Source organism: Streptomyces sp. ID05-26A (genome assembly GCF_033794685.1).
Lineage (GTDB): Bacteria > Actinomycetota > Actinomycetes > Mycobacteriales > Pseudonocardiaceae > Lentzea.
The window spans coordinates 1-16,125 of record NZ_JARAYZ010000005.1; the positions used below are offsets into that span (position 1 = coordinate 1).

Annotated in this window: 17 protein-coding genes and 1 rRNA gene; 14 read left to right on the forward strand and 4 right to left on the reverse strand. The window is 68.8% G+C overall.

Translation table 11 applies throughout. From position 1 onward, the window contains the following. The first annotated feature begins 145 nt into the window (after window positions 1-145). From rrf to PV646_RS34560, 3 genes are all read left to right on the forward strand, one after another. A 5S ribosomal RNA gene (rrf, locus tag PV646_RS34550) occupies window positions 146-262 on the forward strand. Between the two features lie 103 nt (window positions 263-365). Continuing rightward, a complete protein-coding gene (locus PV646_RS34555; RefSeq protein WP_500346520.1) occupies window positions 366-1,193 on the forward strand; it encodes a GNAT family N-acetyltransferase in 828 nt (275 codons plus the stop codon). Continuing rightward, window positions 1,181-1,990 carry a GNAT family N-acetyltransferase gene (locus tag PV646_RS34560; protein WP_500346521.1) on the forward strand — a complete coding sequence of 270 codons (810 nt, stop codon included), beginning with the start codon at window positions 1,181-1,183 and terminating at the stop codon, window positions 1,988-1,990. The genes PV646_RS34555 and PV646_RS34560 overlap by 13 nt, the downstream gene beginning before the upstream one ends. Here the strand turns inward: PV646_RS34560 and PV646_RS34565 are convergent. Further along, window positions 1,987-2,436 carry an Lrp/AsnC family transcriptional regulator gene (locus PV646_RS34565; protein WP_500346522.1) on the reverse strand — a complete coding sequence of 150 codons (450 nt, stop codon included), beginning with the start codon at window positions 2,434-2,436 and terminating at the stop codon, window positions 1,987-1,989. The two genes, PV646_RS34560 and PV646_RS34565, sit on opposite strands and share 4 nt — an antisense overlap. Window positions 2,437-2,516: 80 nt before the next feature. Here PV646_RS34565 and PV646_RS34570 point away from each other — a divergent pair, with 80 nt between their 5' ends. The 6 genes from PV646_RS34570 to PV646_RS34595 all read left to right on the forward strand — a co-directional run bounded on the left by PV646_RS34570 (window position 2,517) and on the right by PV646_RS34595 (window position 9,006). Next, window positions 2,517-2,948 (forward strand): rhodanese-like domain-containing protein, encoded by a 432-nt coding sequence (locus tag PV646_RS34570; RefSeq protein WP_500346523.1) that lies wholly within the window; start codon window positions 2,517-2,519, stop codon window positions 2,946-2,948. Window positions 2,949-2,973: 25 nt separating this feature from the next. After that, on the forward strand, window positions 2,974-3,729 hold the full coding sequence (locus tag PV646_RS34575; protein ID WP_500346524.1) for a type 1 glutamine amidotransferase: 756 nt from the start codon (window positions 2,974-2,976) through the stop codon (window positions 3,727-3,729). Window positions 3,730-3,815: 86 nt separating this feature from the next. Further along, complete coding sequence (locus tag PV646_RS34580) at window positions 3,816-4,949, forward strand: inorganic phosphate transporter (RefSeq protein ID WP_500346525.1); 1,134 nt, start codon at window positions 3,816-3,818, stop codon at window positions 4,947-4,949. Then, complete coding sequence (locus PV646_RS34585; RefSeq protein ID WP_500346526.1) at window positions 4,946-5,131, forward strand: hypothetical protein; 186 nt, start codon at window positions 4,946-4,948, stop codon at window positions 5,129-5,131. Before PV646_RS34580 ends, PV646_RS34585 begins: the two co-directional genes overlap by 4 nt. Window positions 5,132-5,176: 45 nt before the next feature. Further along, window positions 5,177-8,077 carry a bifunctional [glutamine synthetase] adenylyltransferase/[glutamine synthetase]-adenylyl-L-tyrosine phosphorylase gene (locus tag PV646_RS34590; RefSeq protein ID WP_500346527.1) on the forward strand — a complete coding sequence of 967 codons (2,901 nt, stop codon included), beginning with the start codon at window positions 5,177-5,179 and terminating at the stop codon, window positions 8,075-8,077. Continuing rightward, on the forward strand, window positions 8,074-9,006 hold the full coding sequence (locus PV646_RS34595) for an NADP-dependent oxidoreductase (protein WP_500346528.1): 933 nt from the start codon (window positions 8,074-8,076) through the stop codon (window positions 9,004-9,006). Before PV646_RS34590 ends, PV646_RS34595 begins: the two co-directional genes overlap by 4 nt. A gap of 64 nt (window positions 9,007-9,070) precedes the next feature. On the opposite strand, the gene PV646_RS34600 is transcribed toward PV646_RS34595, so the two are convergent. Then, a complete protein-coding gene (locus tag PV646_RS34600) occupies window positions 9,071-9,304 on the reverse strand; it encodes a hypothetical protein (RefSeq protein ID WP_500346529.1) in 234 nt (77 codons plus the stop codon). A gap of 135 nt (window positions 9,305-9,439) precedes the next feature. Here PV646_RS34600 and PV646_RS34605 point away from each other — a divergent pair, with 135 nt between their 5' ends. The 3 genes from PV646_RS34605 to PV646_RS34615 all read left to right on the forward strand — a co-directional run bounded on the left by PV646_RS34605 (window position 9,440) and on the right by PV646_RS34615 (window position 10,962). After that, entirely contained in the window at window positions 9,440-9,979 is a 540-nt protein-coding gene (locus PV646_RS34605) for a hypothetical protein (RefSeq protein ID WP_500346530.1), read from the forward strand. 129 nt (window positions 9,980-10,108) lie between these two features. Further along, entirely contained in the window at window positions 10,109-10,606 is a 498-nt protein-coding gene (gene ybiA, locus PV646_RS34610) for a riboflavin biosynthesis intermediates N-glycosidase (RefSeq protein ID WP_500346531.1), read from the forward strand. Window positions 10,607-10,635: 29 nt separating this feature from the next. Next, window positions 10,636-10,962, forward strand: coding sequence for a hypothetical protein (locus PV646_RS34615; RefSeq protein ID WP_500346532.1), 327 nt, complete (start codon window positions 10,636-10,638; stop codon window positions 10,960-10,962). A gap of 57 nt (window positions 10,963-11,019) precedes the next feature. Here PV646_RS34615 and glnA read toward each other — a convergent pair whose 3' ends face one another. Beyond that, entirely contained in the window at window positions 11,020-12,444 is a 1,425-nt protein-coding gene (glnA, locus tag PV646_RS34620; RefSeq protein WP_500346533.1) for a type I glutamate--ammonia ligase, read from the reverse strand. Between the two features lie 211 nt (window positions 12,445-12,655). On the opposite strand from glnA, the gene PV646_RS34625 reads away from it, so the two are divergent. Beyond that, entirely contained in the window at window positions 12,656-13,087 is a 432-nt protein-coding gene (locus PV646_RS34625) for an RDD family protein (protein WP_500346534.1), read from the forward strand. Window positions 13,088-13,180: 93 nt separating this feature from the next. Here PV646_RS34625 and PV646_RS34630 read toward each other — a convergent pair whose 3' ends face one another. After that, window positions 13,181-13,912, reverse strand: coding sequence for a DUF4191 domain-containing protein (locus tag PV646_RS34630; protein WP_500346535.1), 732 nt, complete (start codon window positions 13,910-13,912; stop codon window positions 13,181-13,183). A gap of 61 nt (window positions 13,913-13,973) precedes the next feature. On the opposite strand from PV646_RS34630, the gene PV646_RS34635 reads away from it, so the two are divergent. After that, a complete protein-coding gene (locus PV646_RS34635) occupies window positions 13,974-16,043 on the forward strand; it encodes an ATP-dependent DNA helicase UvrD2 (protein ID WP_500346536.1) in 2,070 nt (689 codons plus the stop codon). Window positions 16,044-16,125 lie beyond the last annotated feature (82 nt).

The window sequence follows — 16,125 nt, forward strand, 5'->3', positions numbered from 1 at the left end:
TAGGCCAGAGGTGGAAGACCGGTAACGGTTGGAGCTGACTGGTACTAATAGGCCGAGGACTTGTTACAAAGACGCTACGCATCCACTGTGCGGTTCTGGAAGAACCGAGCGGCAACCGATCGCCGCAGGTAAAATTCCATAGAGTTTCGGTGATCATAGCGTTGGGGAAACACCCGGTCCCATTCCGAACCCGGTAGTTAAGCCCTTCTGCGCCGATGGTACTGCACTGGTTACGGTGTGGGAGAGTAGGTCGTCGCCGAACATTCTTTCCAGAAGACCCTCGAGGGTCGAGCACTCAGGTGCTCCCCTCGGGGGTTTTTTGCGTGCCCTGGATTCCCGCTTGCGCGCTCTGATCTGATGGGTCCATGGACGCAGTCGTGCACGTCACGCTGGAATCGTTCGACGCAGCCACCCACGATCGGCTGGCGGCCGATCCGGTGCGGAACACGGTCGCGCTCACCTCCCTGGACCGCATCCGCCGCTCGCCGGCCACCGAGGAACCGCCGATCCTGATCACGTTCCACGACAACGGCGAAGTGATCGGCTCCCTGGTCCGCACGCCACCGTGGCCGTACCAGGCAGCGGATCTCCCGCTCGCCGCGGTGGAGCTCGCGGTCGATGTCGCCGCCAAGGTCGATCCGGACGCTCCCGGCGTCACCGGTCCGCGGGAGAGGTCTGAGGCCTTCGCCACAGCGACGGGCAAGAACTACAAGGAATCCCTGGCCACCAGGCAGTACAGGCTGACCGCGCTCGCCCCACCGTCGATCGACGGCACGAGCCGCATGGCCACCGAAGACGACGTGGAACTCCTCGCGGCCTGGCGCGAGGCCTTCCTCAGCGAGGCCGTACCCGAAGCACCGGCCGCACCGGCGACCGAAGCTTTGCGCACTTCGCTGCGCCTCGGCCAGGGCCACGCTCTCTGGGTGATCGACGACACGCCGGTCGCCTGGGCCGTCGCGAGCCTCCCGCAGGCCGGCATGACGAGGATCGGCCCGGTCTACACCCCACCCGAGCACCGCAGGCACGGTTACGGCGCCGCGGTCAGTGCGATCGCCACCCAGTGGGCCCTGGACCAGGGCGCCACCGAGGTCCTCCTCTTCGCGGACCTGACCAACCCGACCTCGAACTCGATCTACCAACGCATCGGCTACGAACCACTCGACGACTGGGCGGAGTTCTGGTGGAAGCACTGAGCCACAACGACATCAGGGATTTCCTCGCCGTGGCGGGGAACTTCCTCGACGCCGACCCGGTGAACCACAGCGTGCACCTCACCGGTCTCGACGCCGCGTTGGCGGGCAAGAGGCCGGCGGTCACGTTGATCTCGTTGCACGACAACGGAACCGTCGTCGGCGCGGTGACGAGGATGGAGGGTCGCCCACTGCACGTCGCCGCGATGCCGGCGGTCGCGGGACCGGCGGTGGCCGAGGTCCTGCGCGGTGAGGACATCAACGAGGTGACGGGGAGCCGCGACCGGGTCGAGGCCTTCCGCACGGCCTGGCGCACGGGCGGCCGCGAGACCTACTCCCTGCGCCTGTACCGGCTGGAGGACCTGGTGGTGCCGGACGTCCCCGGCGAGCCGAGGCCCGCGACCCCAGCCGACGACGAACTGGTCACGGAGTGGTGGGTCCAGTTCGTGGGGGAACTGGACGGCCTCCCCCGCGACGAGGCCGAGAAACGGATGCGGGACAGCAGGTGGATGTCCGCGGGCCACGTCCTGTGGCTGGTCGACGGCGTCCCGGTCTCCTGGGCGGCGAGCACCACGCCCCTCTGCGGCGTGTCCAGGGTCGGCCCGGTCTACACCCCGCCCGAGCACCGCAGGCACGGTTACGCGGCAGCCGTCACCGCGGCGGTCAGCCAATGGGCGTACGGAGAAGGTGCCGGCCACGTCGTCCTCGCGGCGGACGTGGCCAACCCGACGGCGAACTCCGTCTACCAGGGCATCGGCTTCCGGGCGTTCTCCGACTGGTCCGAGTACCGCTGGGACTAAGCGAACAGCTCGGGTGCCAGCGGCCGGTTCCGGACGTGCGAGGAGAACACGAGCGACGTCGTCGTGTCGCCGTACCGCTGCATCACCTCGACGAGCTCCTCGAGTTCGGCCATCGACCGGCAGACGACCCGCAACAGCCAGCAGTCGTCACCGGTCACGTGGTCGGCATCGAGAACCTGAGGCAGCACCAGCACCTGCGTGCGGAACCGGGGTGTGTCGAGCGATCGCACTCGCACGCGCACGATCGACTCGATCGGCAGGCCCAGCCGCGAAGGCGACACCACGGCGGTGAAGCCGGTGATCACACCCAGCGACTCCAGCCGCCGGACCCGTTCGGTGACGGCCGGCGCGGACAGCGACACCTCGCGGCCGAGCGCGGTGAACGACATCCGCCCGTCCTGCTGCAGCAGCGACAGGATCTTCCAGTCCACGGCGTCGAGTTCCACCTGGAAATCATAAGCAGATCGACTTGGACGCCTGGAGTTCCTCATGTCCGGAACGGCACTGTCCCAGCAGGATCAACGGCATGACGAACGCACTGCGCTTCCCCGCCGCCGACCCGTCCGCCGCGGCTGCCCACTTCGCCGCCGAGCTCGCGTTCGAGGCCGACCCCGACGACGTGCACCGCGACCTGCTCGACGGCGACACCCGCGGGTACGTCCTCGTGGAGACGCGGGCCCCGGAAGCGTTTGCGCAGGCCCGCATCCCCGGTGCGATCAACCTGCCCTACCGCGATCTGCCGGCCGTCCTCGACCTCGACCCGGACCTGGTCTACGTCTGCTACTGCGAGAGCTTCCAGTGCAACGCGGCGACCAAAGGGGCACTCGCGCTCGCCGAACGCGGCTACCGGGTGAAGCGGCTGTCCGGAGGCATCACGGCCTGGCGGGAGGCGGGCTATCCGGTCGAGTCGGATCAGGTCGCCGGGCCGGGCGTATCGAAGGTCGCGTGTCACTGCTGACCGGAACCCACCTAGGCTCAAGTGCGTGAACGCACCACGCCTGCTCGTTCTGCAGCCCTCCGAGTCGGACCCGCTGGCCAAGCTCGGCGGCTGGCTCGAAGCCGAGGGCATCGAGCTCGATCTCGTGCAGTTGAAGAGCGAGCCCGCGCCGGAGAGCCTCGACGGTTACCAGGGCGTCATCTGCCTCGGCGGCGAGATGGGCGCGCTCGACGACCTCGACCACCCCTGGCTCGCGGACGCCCGCCGGTTGCTGTCGAGCGCCGTGTCGAAGCGGCTGCCCACCCTGGCGATCTGCCTCGGCGCGCAGCTGCTCGCGGCCGCCACCGGTGGCCAGGTCCGCAAGGGCCCGCAGGGGCCGGAGGTCGGTGTGCTGCTGGTGGCGAAACGAGACGCCGCCGCGAACGACCCGTTGTTCGCCGACCTGCCGTTCACGCCCGACGTGCTGCAGTTCCACAACGACGAGGTGCACCTGCTGCCACCCGGCGCGGAGCAGCTCGCGGCGTCCCCGAAATATCCGAATCAGGCGTTTCGGGTGGGCGAGAGCGCTTACGGCCTGCAGTTCCACATCGAGACGACCCCGGAAATCGTCTTGAACTGGGCGGCCAAGGATCCCGATTCGGCGTCCTGTGCGCGGGCTCACCACTTCGACCAGGAGTTCCTCGAAGAGTCGCACCGCGACTTCGAGGAGGTGTGGCAGCCGTTCGTCGCCCGATTCGCGAAACTCGTTCGGGGAGAACTGTTGCCCGCACTCGGTTCGGGCACACAACTTCCGTTGGTGTGACGTTACTTTCGTAGGTTTTAAGACATCCTCCGTTGGCGGTACCGTAATCTCCTGGACAGCTTGTTCGATCCAGCCGGAGGATCACTGTGGATCCCGCTCTTGTAGTGATCATCGTCGTCATCACTGCTCTCATCTTCGACTTCACCAACGGGTTCCACGACACGGCCAACGCCATGGCCACCTCCATCGCCACGGGTGCTTTGAAGCCCAGAACGGCGGTAGCGCTGTCGGCGGTGCTCAACCTCGTCGGCGCGTTCCTGTCGGTCGAGGTCGCCAAGACCATCTCCGGCGGCATCGTCGACGACGCCCAGATCACGCCCGCCATCATCTTCGGCGGGCTGGTCGGCGCGATCATGTGGAACCTCGTCACCTGGTACGCCGGGCTGCCGTCGAGCTCGTCGCACGCGTTGTTCGGCGGTCTGATCGGCGCGGCCTGGGTCTCGTCCGGTGTGGACGCCATCCACTTCGCCAAGGTCGTCGACAAGGTCCTGGTGCCCGCGGTCGTGGCGCCACTCGTCGCAGGCCTGGTCGCGGCCATCGCCACGATCATCGTGTACCGGCTCAAGAAGGCCGCGGACCCGCGCGTCGCGCACACCGGCTTCAAGGTCGGCCAGGTCGCGTCCGCGTCGCTGGTCTCCCTCGCGCACGGCACGAACGACGCGCAGAAGACCATGGGCATCATCACGCTCGCGCTGATCACGTCCGGCTCGCTCGCCCCCGGCTCCGGCCCGCCCACCTGGGTGATCGTCAGCGCCGGTCTCGCGATCGCGGCGGGCACGTACCTCGGCGGCTGGCGCATCACGCACACGCTGGGCCGCGGCCTGACGACCATCGAGCCCGCACAGGGCTTCGCGGCGCAGACCTCGACGGCCACGGCGATCCTCGCGTCGTCGCACCTCGGCTTCGCACTCTCCACGACGCACGTCGCGTCCGGCGGCATCATGGGCTCCGGCCTCGGCCGTGACCGTCGTGGCGTCAAGTGGGGAACCATGGGCAAGATGGCCGCCGGCTGGCTGCTCACCCTGCCCGCCGCCGGCATCGTCGGCGCTCTCGCGGGCAAGTGGGCCTCGACCGGTGCCGTCGGCATCATCGGCGTCGCCGCCATCGGCATCGTCGTGTCGGCCGTCATCTGGATCATGGCGCGGCGCGAGCCGGTCAAGCCCGAGCACATCGTCGACGAGGTCGCAGCCCAGGCCGAGCTGCACAAGGTGGCGGCATGAAGGTGGACTGGGAGGCGCTGCTCCAGGTCTTCGGCGCCACGCTGCTGGTCACGGTTCTGGTCGTGACGTTGTTCGTCGTCGGCATCCGCGCGCTGTCGGGTGACAAGAAGGCTCCCGCGTACGCGAGCTTCGCCGGGTGCGTCGCCGTGGTGCTCTACGGACTCTCACTGATCGTCTTCTAGACGTGTGAGGGCCGGTGCCGGTCGCGGCATTAGGGTTGGCTCACGATGAGCGAACCAGTCCGCCACGCGTCACCAGCAAGATTCGGTCTCACCGAGCCGCGCAGCGAGGAAGTGCTGCGCGCGCTCGGCCTGTGGGCTGACCGCAGGCCCACCGAGGGCTCCGAGCCGGTGCTCTCGGCGTTCTCCCGCTGCCCCGACCCGGACCTCGCGTTGCGCGGCTTGGAGCGCCTCCAAGCTGTCGCCGACTGGGACGCCCTGTCGGCCGCGCTGCACGAGGACGTCGTGGTGCGCGGGCGTCTGCTCGCCGTGCTCGGCTCGTCCACCGCCCTGTCGGACTTCCTCGTCGCGAACCCCGAACGGTGGCGTTCGCTGACCGAGGACGTCGACGTGTCGATGGACCTGGCGGACGGCGATGTGCTGCGCACGGAGTACCGCGCGAAGCTGCTGCTCGTTGCCGCGAACGACATCGCACACGTCGTCGAGGCCGAGTTGCCGTTCGTCCCGTACGACACGGTGGCGGCACAGCTGTCCGATTTGGCCGTGTCCGCGCTACGGGCGTCGTTGAAGCTCGCCGCGGAGAAGGTCAACGGCGCGGACCGCTGCCGGCTCGCGGTGATCGCGATGGGCAAGTGCGGTGCGAACGAGCTGAACTACGTGAGCGACGTCGACGTCGTGTTCGTCGCCGAGGGTGATCTGGGCGTGGCGACCCGGCTCGCGAGCACCCTGATGCAGATCGCCGGCCAGTCGTGCTTCGAGGTCGACGCGGCGCTGCGGCCGGAGGGCAAGGCGGGTGCGCTGGTCCGGACGTTGGACGGGCACGCGTCGTACTACAAGAAGTGGGCGCGGACCTGGGAGTTCCAGGCGCTGCTGAAGGCCCGGCCGGTCGCCGGGGACGCCGAGCTCGGGCAGGCCTACCTCGACGTCGTGCGGCCGTACGTGTGGACGGCGGCCGAGCGCGAGAACTTCGTCGAGGACGTGCAGGCGATGCGGCGCCGGGTCGAGGACCACGTGCCGACGCCGCTCGCCGACCGCGAGCTGAAGCTGGGCCGCGGTGGTCTGCGCGACGTCGAGTTCGCGGTGCAACTGCTGCAACTCGTGCACGGCCGTTCCGATGAGGACCTGCGCATCCAGGCGACGACGGCGGCGTTGGCCGCGTTGGGCCAGGGCGGGTACGTCGGGCGCGACGACGCGGCGGACTTCGGGCGTTCGTACCGGTTCCTGCGCACGCTGGAGCACCGGCTGCAGCTGCAGCGTTTACTGCGCACGCACCTCTTCCCGGCCGACGACGACACGACGGCGTTGCGGTGGCTGGCGCGGTCGGTGGGGCTGGCGGCGGACGGGCGCAAGTCCGAGGGACAGGTGCTGCTCGCGGAGTTCCGCAAGCACGCCAACCAGGTCCGGCGGCTGCACGAGAAGCTGTTCTACCGGCCGCTGCTGCAGTCCGTGGCGGGCGTGCCGACCGAGGCGTTGCGGCTCACCACCAAGGAGGCCGTGGCGCGGCTGGCCGCGTTGGGCTACACGTCGCCGGACGGCGCGTTGCGGCACATCCAGGCGTTGACGCACGGGATGTCGCGGCGGGCCCGTATCCAGGGCGCGCTGCTGCCGGTGCTGCTCGACCTCTTCGCCGGCACACCCGACCCGGACGGCGGGCTGCTCGCGTACCGCAAGGTGTCCGAGGCGCTCGCCGAAACCCCCTGGTACCTCAGGCTGTTGCGCGACGAGGGCGCGGTCGTCCAACGGCTCGCGGTGTTGCTGGGCACCTCGCGGCTGGTGCCGGACCTGCTGGTGCGCGCGCCGGAAGTGTTGCGGCTGCTGGCGGATACCGACGCGCTTGTTGGCGGTGACCCGCACTCGATCGGGAAACCCTTGCGCAGCGCCGTTTCCCGGTACGGCGACGCGGCACGGGCGATCGCGGCCGCACGATCGTTGCGGCGTCACGAGATGCTGCGGATCGCCGCCGCGGACCTGCTGGGGTTCATGCCGTTGGAGACCGTCTGCGTCTCGCTGTCCGAGGTGTGGGGTTCGGTGCTGCAGAGCGCCCTGGACGCGGCGGTGCGGGCGTCCGGTGAGCCCGTGGCCGCGCTGTCCGTGATCGGCATGGGCAGGCTCGGCGGGCACGAACTCGGGTACAGCTCGGACGCCGACGTGCTGTTCGTGTGCCGGCCGTTCGAGGGTGTGTCCGACTCCGAGGCGGTGAAGTGGGCGAGCGGCGTCGTCGAGAAGATCCGGCGGTTGCTCGGCGCCCCGTCGCAGGACCCGCCGTTGCAGGTCGACGCCGATCTGCGGCCGGAGGGACGGCAAGGGCCGCTGGTGCGGACGCTGGAGTCGTACCGCGCGTACTACCGGCAGTGGGCCGAGATCTGGGAGAAGCAGGCGCTGCTGCGGGCTCGTTTCATCGCGGGTGACGCTGCCCTGGGAGCCGAGTTCGAGGCGTTGATCGAGCCGCTGCGCTATCCGGCCGACGGCCTGGACGCGGCGTCCGTGCGGGAGATCAGGCGGATCAAGGCGCGGGTCGACGCGGAACGGCTGCCGCGCGGTGCCGACCCGAGCACGCACACCAAGCTCGGTCGTGGCGGGCTCGCGGACGTCGAGTGGACCGTGCAGTTGTTGCAGCTGCAGCACTCCGGCGCAGTACCCGGCCTGCGCACACCGTCCACAATGGCCGCGATGCAGGCTGCCGTCTCCGCCGGTCTGCTGGCCGCGGAGGACGCCGCCTCGCTGACCGCCGCGTGGAACCTCGCGACGCAGGCGCGCAACGCCGTGACGCTGGTGCGGGGCAAGGCTTCTGATCAACTGCCGACGTCCGGGCGCGATCTCGTCGCGGTCGCGTCGGTGATGGGCCACGAGCCCGGCGGCGATCCGGGCGAGTTCCTGGAGGAATACCGCAGGACCACTCGTCGTGCACGTGCGGTGGCGGAGCGTGTCTTCTACGGTGAGAAACCGTGAAAGCCATCGCGTACGACCGGTTCGGCGACGCCGAGGTCATGTCGTTGCAGGAGCTGCCCGACCCGCTGCTCGGGCCCGACCAGGTCCTGGTGGAGGTGCGTGCGGCCGGGGTGAACCCGGTGGACGGCAAGGTCAGAGCCGGGTACCTGCAGGGGCTGATCCCGCACCACCTGCCGGTGATCCCGGGGTGGGACGTGTCCGGGGTCGTGCGGGCCGTCGGCGTCGGTGTGCACGAGTGGAAGCCGGGCGACGAGGTGCTCGCGTACGCGCGCAAGGACCACGTCCAGTTCGGCTCCTACGCCGAGCTGATCTCGGTGCCGGTCCGGATGCTCGCGCGCAAACCGTCCACCGTGGACTTCGTGACCGCGGCCGCGTTGCCGCTGGTCGGGCTGACGGCGCTGCAGGCGTTGAAGGTCGTCGGCACGGGTTCCGGCGACGTCGTCCTGGTGCACGCGGCCGCCGGCGGTGTCGGGCACGTCCAGGTGCAGATCGCACGTGAGCTGGGCGCTTCACGGGTCATCGGCACCGCGTCGCCGCGCAACCACGAGTTCGTGCGGTCGCTCGGGGCCGAACCGGTCGCCTACGGTGACGCGCTGGTCGACGCGGTCGCGGAGCTCGTCGGAGGCGACGGCCAGGTCGACGTGGTGGTGGACAACGCGGGCGGGCTCGCGTTCGACCAGTCGTTGCAGCTGGTGCGCGACCGGGCGCGGATGACGTCCATTGTGGACGGGGCGCGGGCGCTGGAGAACGGTGTGGTCAACACCTGGGCGAGGCCCGACGCCGGGCAGACGCAGTGGCTGGTGGACCTGGTCGCGAATGGCCGGCTGCGCGTCGAGGTGCAGCAGACCTTTCCGTTGGCAGAGGCCGTGAAGGCGCACAAGCTGCTCGAAGGTGGCCACGTACGAGGAAAAGTCGTACTGACCGTCTGAAATCTTCAGGTATTTCTTCAGGTTTGGGGGCACTCCTCGCGGCGTGCCCCCATTTCTGAACTGTTCAGTCCTCGTCGGAATCGGGGTCCACCGCGGGAGCGCTGGTGTAGACCTCGACCACCCACTCCTCCTCCAATGCTTCCGCGTCGTCGACGTCGGGCACGAGCCGGTTGTAGACGCGGACACCGAGGTCGAGCACGTCAGCGGCTTGAACCGCTTCGAGCGCGTCTGGCGCCGAGTCGAAGATGTGGGTGGTGAGCAGCTGCGGAGCCGTGAATTCGGCGACATCTTGAGACACGCGCGGACCCTAGCGCATTGACGTTTCACCCAATCGAGATGAGACTGGGGCGCGCTCAGCGGGGGAGCTGTAGTTGTCGGGGGTCTAGCAGAGGAAGTCATGCAGCATCGCAGGGTCACGCGCCGAGGAAAGACCGTGATTGCCATCGCGGGCGTGGCTGCCGGGGTGCTCGCACTACTCGGCGTGATCGAATATGCACTGAGCGGCAACAACTCCGCCGCCCAGCCCAACGTCACCGCCACGACGACTACGTCGAACGGCGTCGAAACCCCTGATGGCGCACTGGAAACGACAGAGCCGTCGGCGGAAACGAAGGTCACGACGGGCTCGTTCAAGCAACAGCGCGGCATGCTGACCATAGAGGTCACCCGCGTAGAAGCCGCGAACAGCCGCGTGAAGCTCTTCGTGACGGCCACGAACGCCTCCCAGGCCAGGATGACCCTCCCCGTCGTCGGCATCGCCGTCGTGGACGATCTGAACCGCACCTACGCGGCATCGAGCAGCAAGTGGGACGGCCTCGTCACGCAGGGCACCACGACCTCGGGCACCGTCGTGCTCGACGAGAAGCTCGGCACCGGTGTGAACTCGCTCACGCTGACGTTCGGCTCGATCTCCGGCCAGTTCGCCCCGACCGGCGCCGCGATCACGGTCACCGGAATCCCGCTGCCGAAGTGATTTTCTGACCACACCGGGTACGCCTGGTGCGCGCCGACGGCCTCACCCGCGCCGAGGCGTGAGCCGGAAATGCCTGAGCCGGACGAAAACGGCGAGGAATCGCGCGGCTGATCGCCTAGCCTCTCGTCCGTGAAGTACCTCTTCTTCTGGGGCCACCAGCCCGAACACGACGGCAGCGTCGGCAAGGGCTGCCTGTCGCAGTGGTGGCCGTGCACGTTCGTCGTGGAAGGCCGCTCGTTCGCCTCCGCCGAGCACTACATGATGTGGCGCAAGGCTTTGCTCTTCGGCGACTCGGCGGTGGCCGAGCGCGTGCTGGCAGCCCGCACGCCCGGCGAGGCCAAGGCTTTGGGCCGTGAGGTGTCGGGTTTCTCCGACCCCGACTGGGTTTCCGCGCGACTGCAGATCGTCGTGGAGGGGAACCTGGCGAAGTTCGGCCAGGACCCGGCGCTGCGTTCTTACTTGCTGGGCACGGGTTCCCGCGTGCTGGTCGAGGCAAGCCCGCAGGACCGCGTGTGGGGCATCGGCCTCGTCGCGTCCGACCCGCGCGCGTCGGACCCCGCCCAGTGGCTGGGACTGAACCTGCTCGGCGAGGCCCTGATGCAGGTGCGTGCCCAGCTCGCGTCGTGATCCCGCGCGGGCATGGTCCTTTTCGGATCATGGCGCCCCGCGTGAACCCCGCGGCCGTCCCGCACGTGTTCCAGGCATCAGGGAGAACCGGCAGGGGAGAACTGGTGTTCAGCTATTCGGGACCGGCTCGGCTCATCTACGCGGACGGCAACGCGTTCCACATGGACCGGGTGGATCTGATCGAGACCGTGACCGACGACGGTGTCTGGCAGCTTTCGGGCGCGGGCACGGCCGCCGAGCCCCTCACCGAGGGGGATGCCCGGATCAGGCTGCCGACCGGGGGTGACGCCGACGTCTTCGTCTCCAACGTGCGGCTCAGCGGGTCGTCGTCCACCGTGACGCTGCTCGCCACCTAGACAGGCCGAAGGCCCGGCGGGAACTCCCGCCGGGCCTTCAACGCACAGCTCAACCGATCACACGTCGTAGTAGAGCGCGAACTCGTAGGGGTTCGGGCGCAGACGCAGCGGGTCGATCTCCTCGGAGCGCTTGTACGAGATCCAGGTGTCGATCACGTCCGGCGTGAACACGCCGCCCTCGAGCAGGAACTCGTGGTCGGCCTCCAGGTTGTCCAGCACCGCGTCGAGGGTGGCCGGGACCTGCTTGACGTCGCGGGCCTCCTCGGGCGGGAGCTCGTAGAGGTCCTTGTCGATCGGGGCCGGCGGCTCCATCTTGTTCTTCACGCCGTCGAGGCCCGCCATGACCATCGCCGAGAAGGCGAGGTACGGGTTGCCCGAGGAGTCGGGGCAGCGGAACTCGACGCGCTTGGCCTTCGGGTTGTTGCCCGTGATCGGGATGCGGATGCACGCCGAGCGGTTGCGCTGGGAGTAGACCAGCGAGACCGGGGCCTCGTAGCCCGGGACCAGGCGGTGGTAGCTGTTCACCGTCGGGTTGGTGAAGGCCAGCAGCGACGGGGCGTGGTGCAGGATGCCGCCGATGTAGTGGCGGGCGGTGTCGGACAGGCCCGCGTAGCCGCTCTCGTCGTGGAACAGCGGCTGGCCGTCCTTCCACAGCGACTGGTGCGTGTGCATGCCCGAGCCGTTGTCGCCGAACAGCGGCTTCGGCATGAAGGTGACGGACTTGCCGGCCTGCCACGCGGTGTTCTTGATGATGTACTTGAACAGCATCAGGTCGTCCGCGGCGTGCAGCAGCGTGTTGAACTTGTAGTTGATCTCGGCCTGGCCGCCGGTGCCCACCTCGTGGTGCGCGCGCTCGACGGTGAAGCCCTGGGCCTCCATGTTGAGGACCATCTGGTCGCGCAGGTCGGCGTAGTGGTCGTTCGGGGTGACGGGGAAGTAGCCACCCTTGTACTTGACCTTGTAGCCGAGGTTGCCGCCCTCTTCCTCACGGCCGGTGTTCCACCAGCCGGAGACCGCGTCGATCTTGTGGAACGCGGAGTTGGCGGTCGTGTCGAACTGGACCGAGTCGAAGATGTAGAACTCCGCCTCGGCACCGAAGTACGCGGTGTCGGCGATGCCCGAGTCGGTGATGTACTGCTCGGCCTTGCGCGCGATGTTGCGCGGGTCGCGGCTGTACGCCTCACGCGTGAACGGGTCGTGCACGAAGAAGTTCACGATCAGCGTCTTCTCGATCCGGAACGGGTCGAGGCGCGCGGTGAACAGGTCGGGCAGCAGCAGCATGTCCGACTCGTGGATGGACTGGAAGCCGCGCACGGAGGAGCCGTCGAAGGCAAGGCCCTCTTCGATCGCGTCTGCGTCGAACGCCTTGGCGGGCAGTGTGAAGTGCTGCATCACGCCCGGCAGGTCGCTGAACCGCACGTCGACGAACTTGACGCCCTCGTCGGTGATGAACTTCAGCACCTCGTCGGAATTCTTGAACACCCTCGTCGACTCCTTGACTATGGACAACGGCTTGTCATCACGAGCGACCGTATGTCGGCGGTGTTGCCCGTCCGTCACTCTGATGTTTCGCCAGTGTTAACGGGGACGGTCGAGGGGGCAAGGCGACCTGCCCGTGCTCACCCGTTGAGCACGCCTTTACTCTGGTGGGGTGAGCAGGTGGACCGGTTCGTGGCTGTCTGGACCTAATTCGGTGCTGTCGCCGGGTGACGACTCGAACGACGGCACGCAACAGCGCTGGCGTGGCGAGCGGCACGGCTTCCCCCAGGAGGGGCCCGGCTCCATCGCCTCGATCGGGCGGCGCACGTTCGCCATCCTGGTCGACTTCCTCCTCGCGGCGGGCGTGGCGGCTGTGTTCACCCAGCCTGACCTGCCCAAGAACTGGAGCCTGCTGGCCTGGTTCGTGATCACCACGGTCGCTGTCGCGTTCTTCGGGTTCACCCCGGGACACGCGCTGCTCGGCCTGCGGGTGGCGCGGATCGACGGCAAGACGTTCGTGCACCTGCCGCGCGCCCTGCTGCGCACCGTGCTCATCTTCCCGCTGATCCCGGCGCTGGTCTGGGACGCGGACGGCCGCTGCCTGCACGACAAGGCGGCCGGCACCGTGGTCATCAAGGTCCGCTAGCTCGCCCGGAACACAAAGAAGAGGCCCGCCGCACGAGATGTGCGGCGGGCCTCTTCTTTGCTGGTGGGAGCAGGTGGCGTCAGATGGTGGTGGTCAGCCCCGGCGGCGCATGGCGCGCTGGACGTTGCGCATCTTCGCGCCCGCGGGCATCGGGCCCTTGGGCAGCGCGGCGCCACGGCTCGCCAGTGCGGCGAGGCGGGTCTCCAGCGTGTCGACCTGGGCGGCCGTGATGTTGCGCGGCAGCTTCATCAGCTTCGACTGGAGCTTCTTCAGCGGGACCTGGCCCTCTTCGGTGCCGATGATGAAGTCGTAGATCGGGGTCTCGCCGATGACGCGGGAGATGCGCTTCTTCTCCTGCGCGAGGAGCGGCTTGACGCGCTGCGGGGCGCCCTCGGCGACCAGGACGACGCCCGGCCGGCCCAGCACGCGGTGCACGGCGTCGAGCTGCGTGGTGCCCGCCACGGCGGGGGTGACGCGCCAGCGGCCGCGCAGGTTCTCGAGCGCCCAGGCGCCCGCACCCGGCTGACCGTCCGCCTTCCGGAAGACGTTGCTCTGCACGCGACGGCCGAAGATGATCACGGCCACGAGCGCGCCGAGCGCGACGCCCAGTGGCACGAACATCCAGACCGCGTTGAAGACGATGCCCAGGACCACGGCGATCGCGGTGACGCCGAGGAGCGCGCCCAGCATCATCGGGATCAGCGCCTTGTCCTCGCGGCGCTGCATCTTGAACGCCTCGAAGATCTGTTTGCGCCGTGCACGTGAAGCCGCGCGGCGAACCTTCGCCGCTTCCTTCGCCGCCGCCTTGTCCTGCTTACCTGCCATGTGCCCAGGATACGGCGCGCTGGTCTCGGTGTTGCATCGGCCATCTGCGAGACTGCCGGGCATGGACGCGTTGCTGGAGGGTCTTGATCCGGAACAGCGCGCCGCGGTCGAGGCCCCGCGCGGCCCCGTGTGCGTGCTGGCGGGTGCGGGTACCGGCAAAACGCGCACCATCACGCACCGCATCGCCTACCTGTGCCAACGCGGCCACGTCGCTCCGTCGCAGGTCCTCGCCGTCACGTTCACCAAACGCGCCGCAGGGGAGATGCGCACACGATTGCGCTCTCTGGACGTGCACGGCGCACAGGCCGTGACTTTCCACGCCGCCGCCTCACGCCAGCTGCGTTACTTCTGGCCGCGCGTCATCGGCGGTCCGCGCTGGGAGCTCGTCGACCAGAAGATCCGCGTCGTCGCCCGCGCCGCCTCCCGGCTGGGGATGCCCACCGAGACGGACGCGCTGCGCGACCTGACCAGCGAGATCGAGTGGGCGAAGGCGTCGCTGCTGACGCCGGAGGACTACCCGGCCGCCGCCGCTCGTGCCGCGCGCGACATCCCGGCGCCCGCCGAGCAGATCCTGAAGCTCTACACGACCTACGAGCAGCTCAAGACCGAGGCGCAGCTGCTCGACTTCGACGACCTGCTGCTCTACACGGCGGGAGCGCTGGAGGACAACGCGGAGGTCGCGCAGGAGTTCCGTGACCGCTACCGCTGCTTCGTCGTGGACGAGTACCAGGACGTGACGCCGTTGCAGCAGCGCGTGCTCGACTCGTGGCTGGGCGCGCGCGACGACCTGACCGTGGTCGGCGACGCGAACCAGACCATCTACTCCTTCGCGGGCGCTTCGCCGCAGCCGTTGCTCAACTTCGGGCGCCGGTTCCCCGAGGCGGCCGTCGTGCGCCTCGAGCGCGACTACCGCTCGACCCCGCAGGTCGTGGAACTGGCCAACGACGTGATCAAGTGGGCGCGTGGCCGTCCGTCGGGCTCACGGCTGCAGCTGATCGGGCAGCGGCCGGACGGGCCGAAGCCGCGGTTCCACGAGTTCGACGACGAGCCGAGCGAGGCCGACGCCGTCGCCGGCCGCATCAAGACGCTGCTCGACGAGGGCGTCGCGGCGTCCGAGATCGCGATCCTCTACCGCGTGAACGCGCAGTCCGAGGTGTACGAGCAGGCGCTCGCGTCGCTCGGCATCCCGTACCTGGTGCGCGGCGGCGAGCGCTTCTTCGAGCGCGCCGAGGTGCGCCAGGCGATGATCACGTTGCGTTCGTCGGGTGACGTGGCCGGGAGCCTGCCCGAGGTCGTGCGTTCGGTGCTCGGCCGGGTCGGGCTCACCGACGAGCCGCCGACCGGTGGCAGCGCGCGGGAACGCTGGGAGTCGTTGCTCGCGCTGGTCGAGCTCGCCGAGGAGTTCGCCGCGGCCACGCCCGAGGCCGACCTGCCGCGGTTCTGCGTCGAGCTGGACCTGCGCGTCGAGGCGCAGCACCCGCCGACGGTCGAAGGCGTGACCCTGGCGTCGCTACACGCGTCGAAGGGCCTCGAGTGGGACGCCGTGTTCCTCGTCGGGCTGGTCGAGGGAACGATGCCGATCCAGTACGCCGACGGTGACGAGGCGAAGATCGAAGAAGAACGCCGCCTTCTATACGTAGGTGTCACGCGCGCGCGTGAGCACATCTGGCTGTCGTGGGCGCTGGCGCGTGCCGCCGGTGGACGCAAGTACCGCCGCCGCTCGCGGTTCCTCTACAACCTCGTTCCCGAGAATCACCCGGCCGCGCGGGTATCCGGTGGCGCGCAACGGCCTCCTCTCATGAAGAAGGAGAAGCCGACCTGCCGGGTGTGCACGTCGACGCTGGTCGACGCGCAGGCCGTCAAGCTCGGCCGATGCAGGTCCTGCCCGTCCGATGTGGACGAAGAGCTGCTCGAGTCGCTGCGCCGGTGGCGTGCGGGACGGGCGCGGGAGCTCAAGGTGCCCGCGTACGTCGTGTTCACCGACGCGACGCTGATGGCGATCGCGGAGCAGCGACCCACGGATTCGGCCGGGTTGGTCGCGATCTCGGGCATCGGCGCCTCGAAGCTTGATAAGTTCGGTGACGACGTGTTGGGCCTGGTCCGAGCCGGTGTCGGGTACTCCGCCACCTGATCGGGACAAGTTTCGTTAAATAGGTTGCGAGCCCCAGGTACGGGGTCATAACCTGCTCATGCCGGGTCCGGAGGACCCGTCT

Bases quoted from the DNA above. Each gene is read 5' to 3' on its own strand.
- PV646_RS34630 (WP_500346535.1), bottom strand. From the start codon at position 13,912: ATGGCAGGTAAGCAGGACAAGGCGGCGGCGAAGGAAGCGGCGAAGGTT.
- PV646_RS34570 (WP_500346523.1), top strand. From the start codon at position 2,517: ATGACGAACGCACTGCGCTTCCCCGCCGCCGACCCGTCCGCCGCGGCT.
- PV646_RS34615 (WP_500346532.1), top strand. From the start codon at position 10,636: ATGGCGCCCCGCGTGAACCCCGCGGCCGTCCCGCACGTGTTCCAGGCA.
- PV646_RS34585 (WP_500346526.1), top strand. From the start codon at position 4,946: ATGAAGGTGGACTGGGAGGCGCTGCTCCAGGTCTTCGGCGCCACGCTG.
- PV646_RS34635 (WP_500346536.1), top strand. From the start codon at position 13,974: ATGGACGCGTTGCTGGAGGGTCTTGATCCGGAACAGCGCGCCGCGGTC.
- PV646_RS34590 (WP_500346527.1), top strand. From the start codon at position 5,177: ATGAGCGAACCAGTCCGCCACGCGTCACCAGCAAGATTCGGTCTCACC.
- PV646_RS34555 (WP_500346520.1), top strand. From the start codon at position 366: ATGGACGCAGTCGTGCACGTCACGCTGGAATCGTTCGACGCAGCCACC.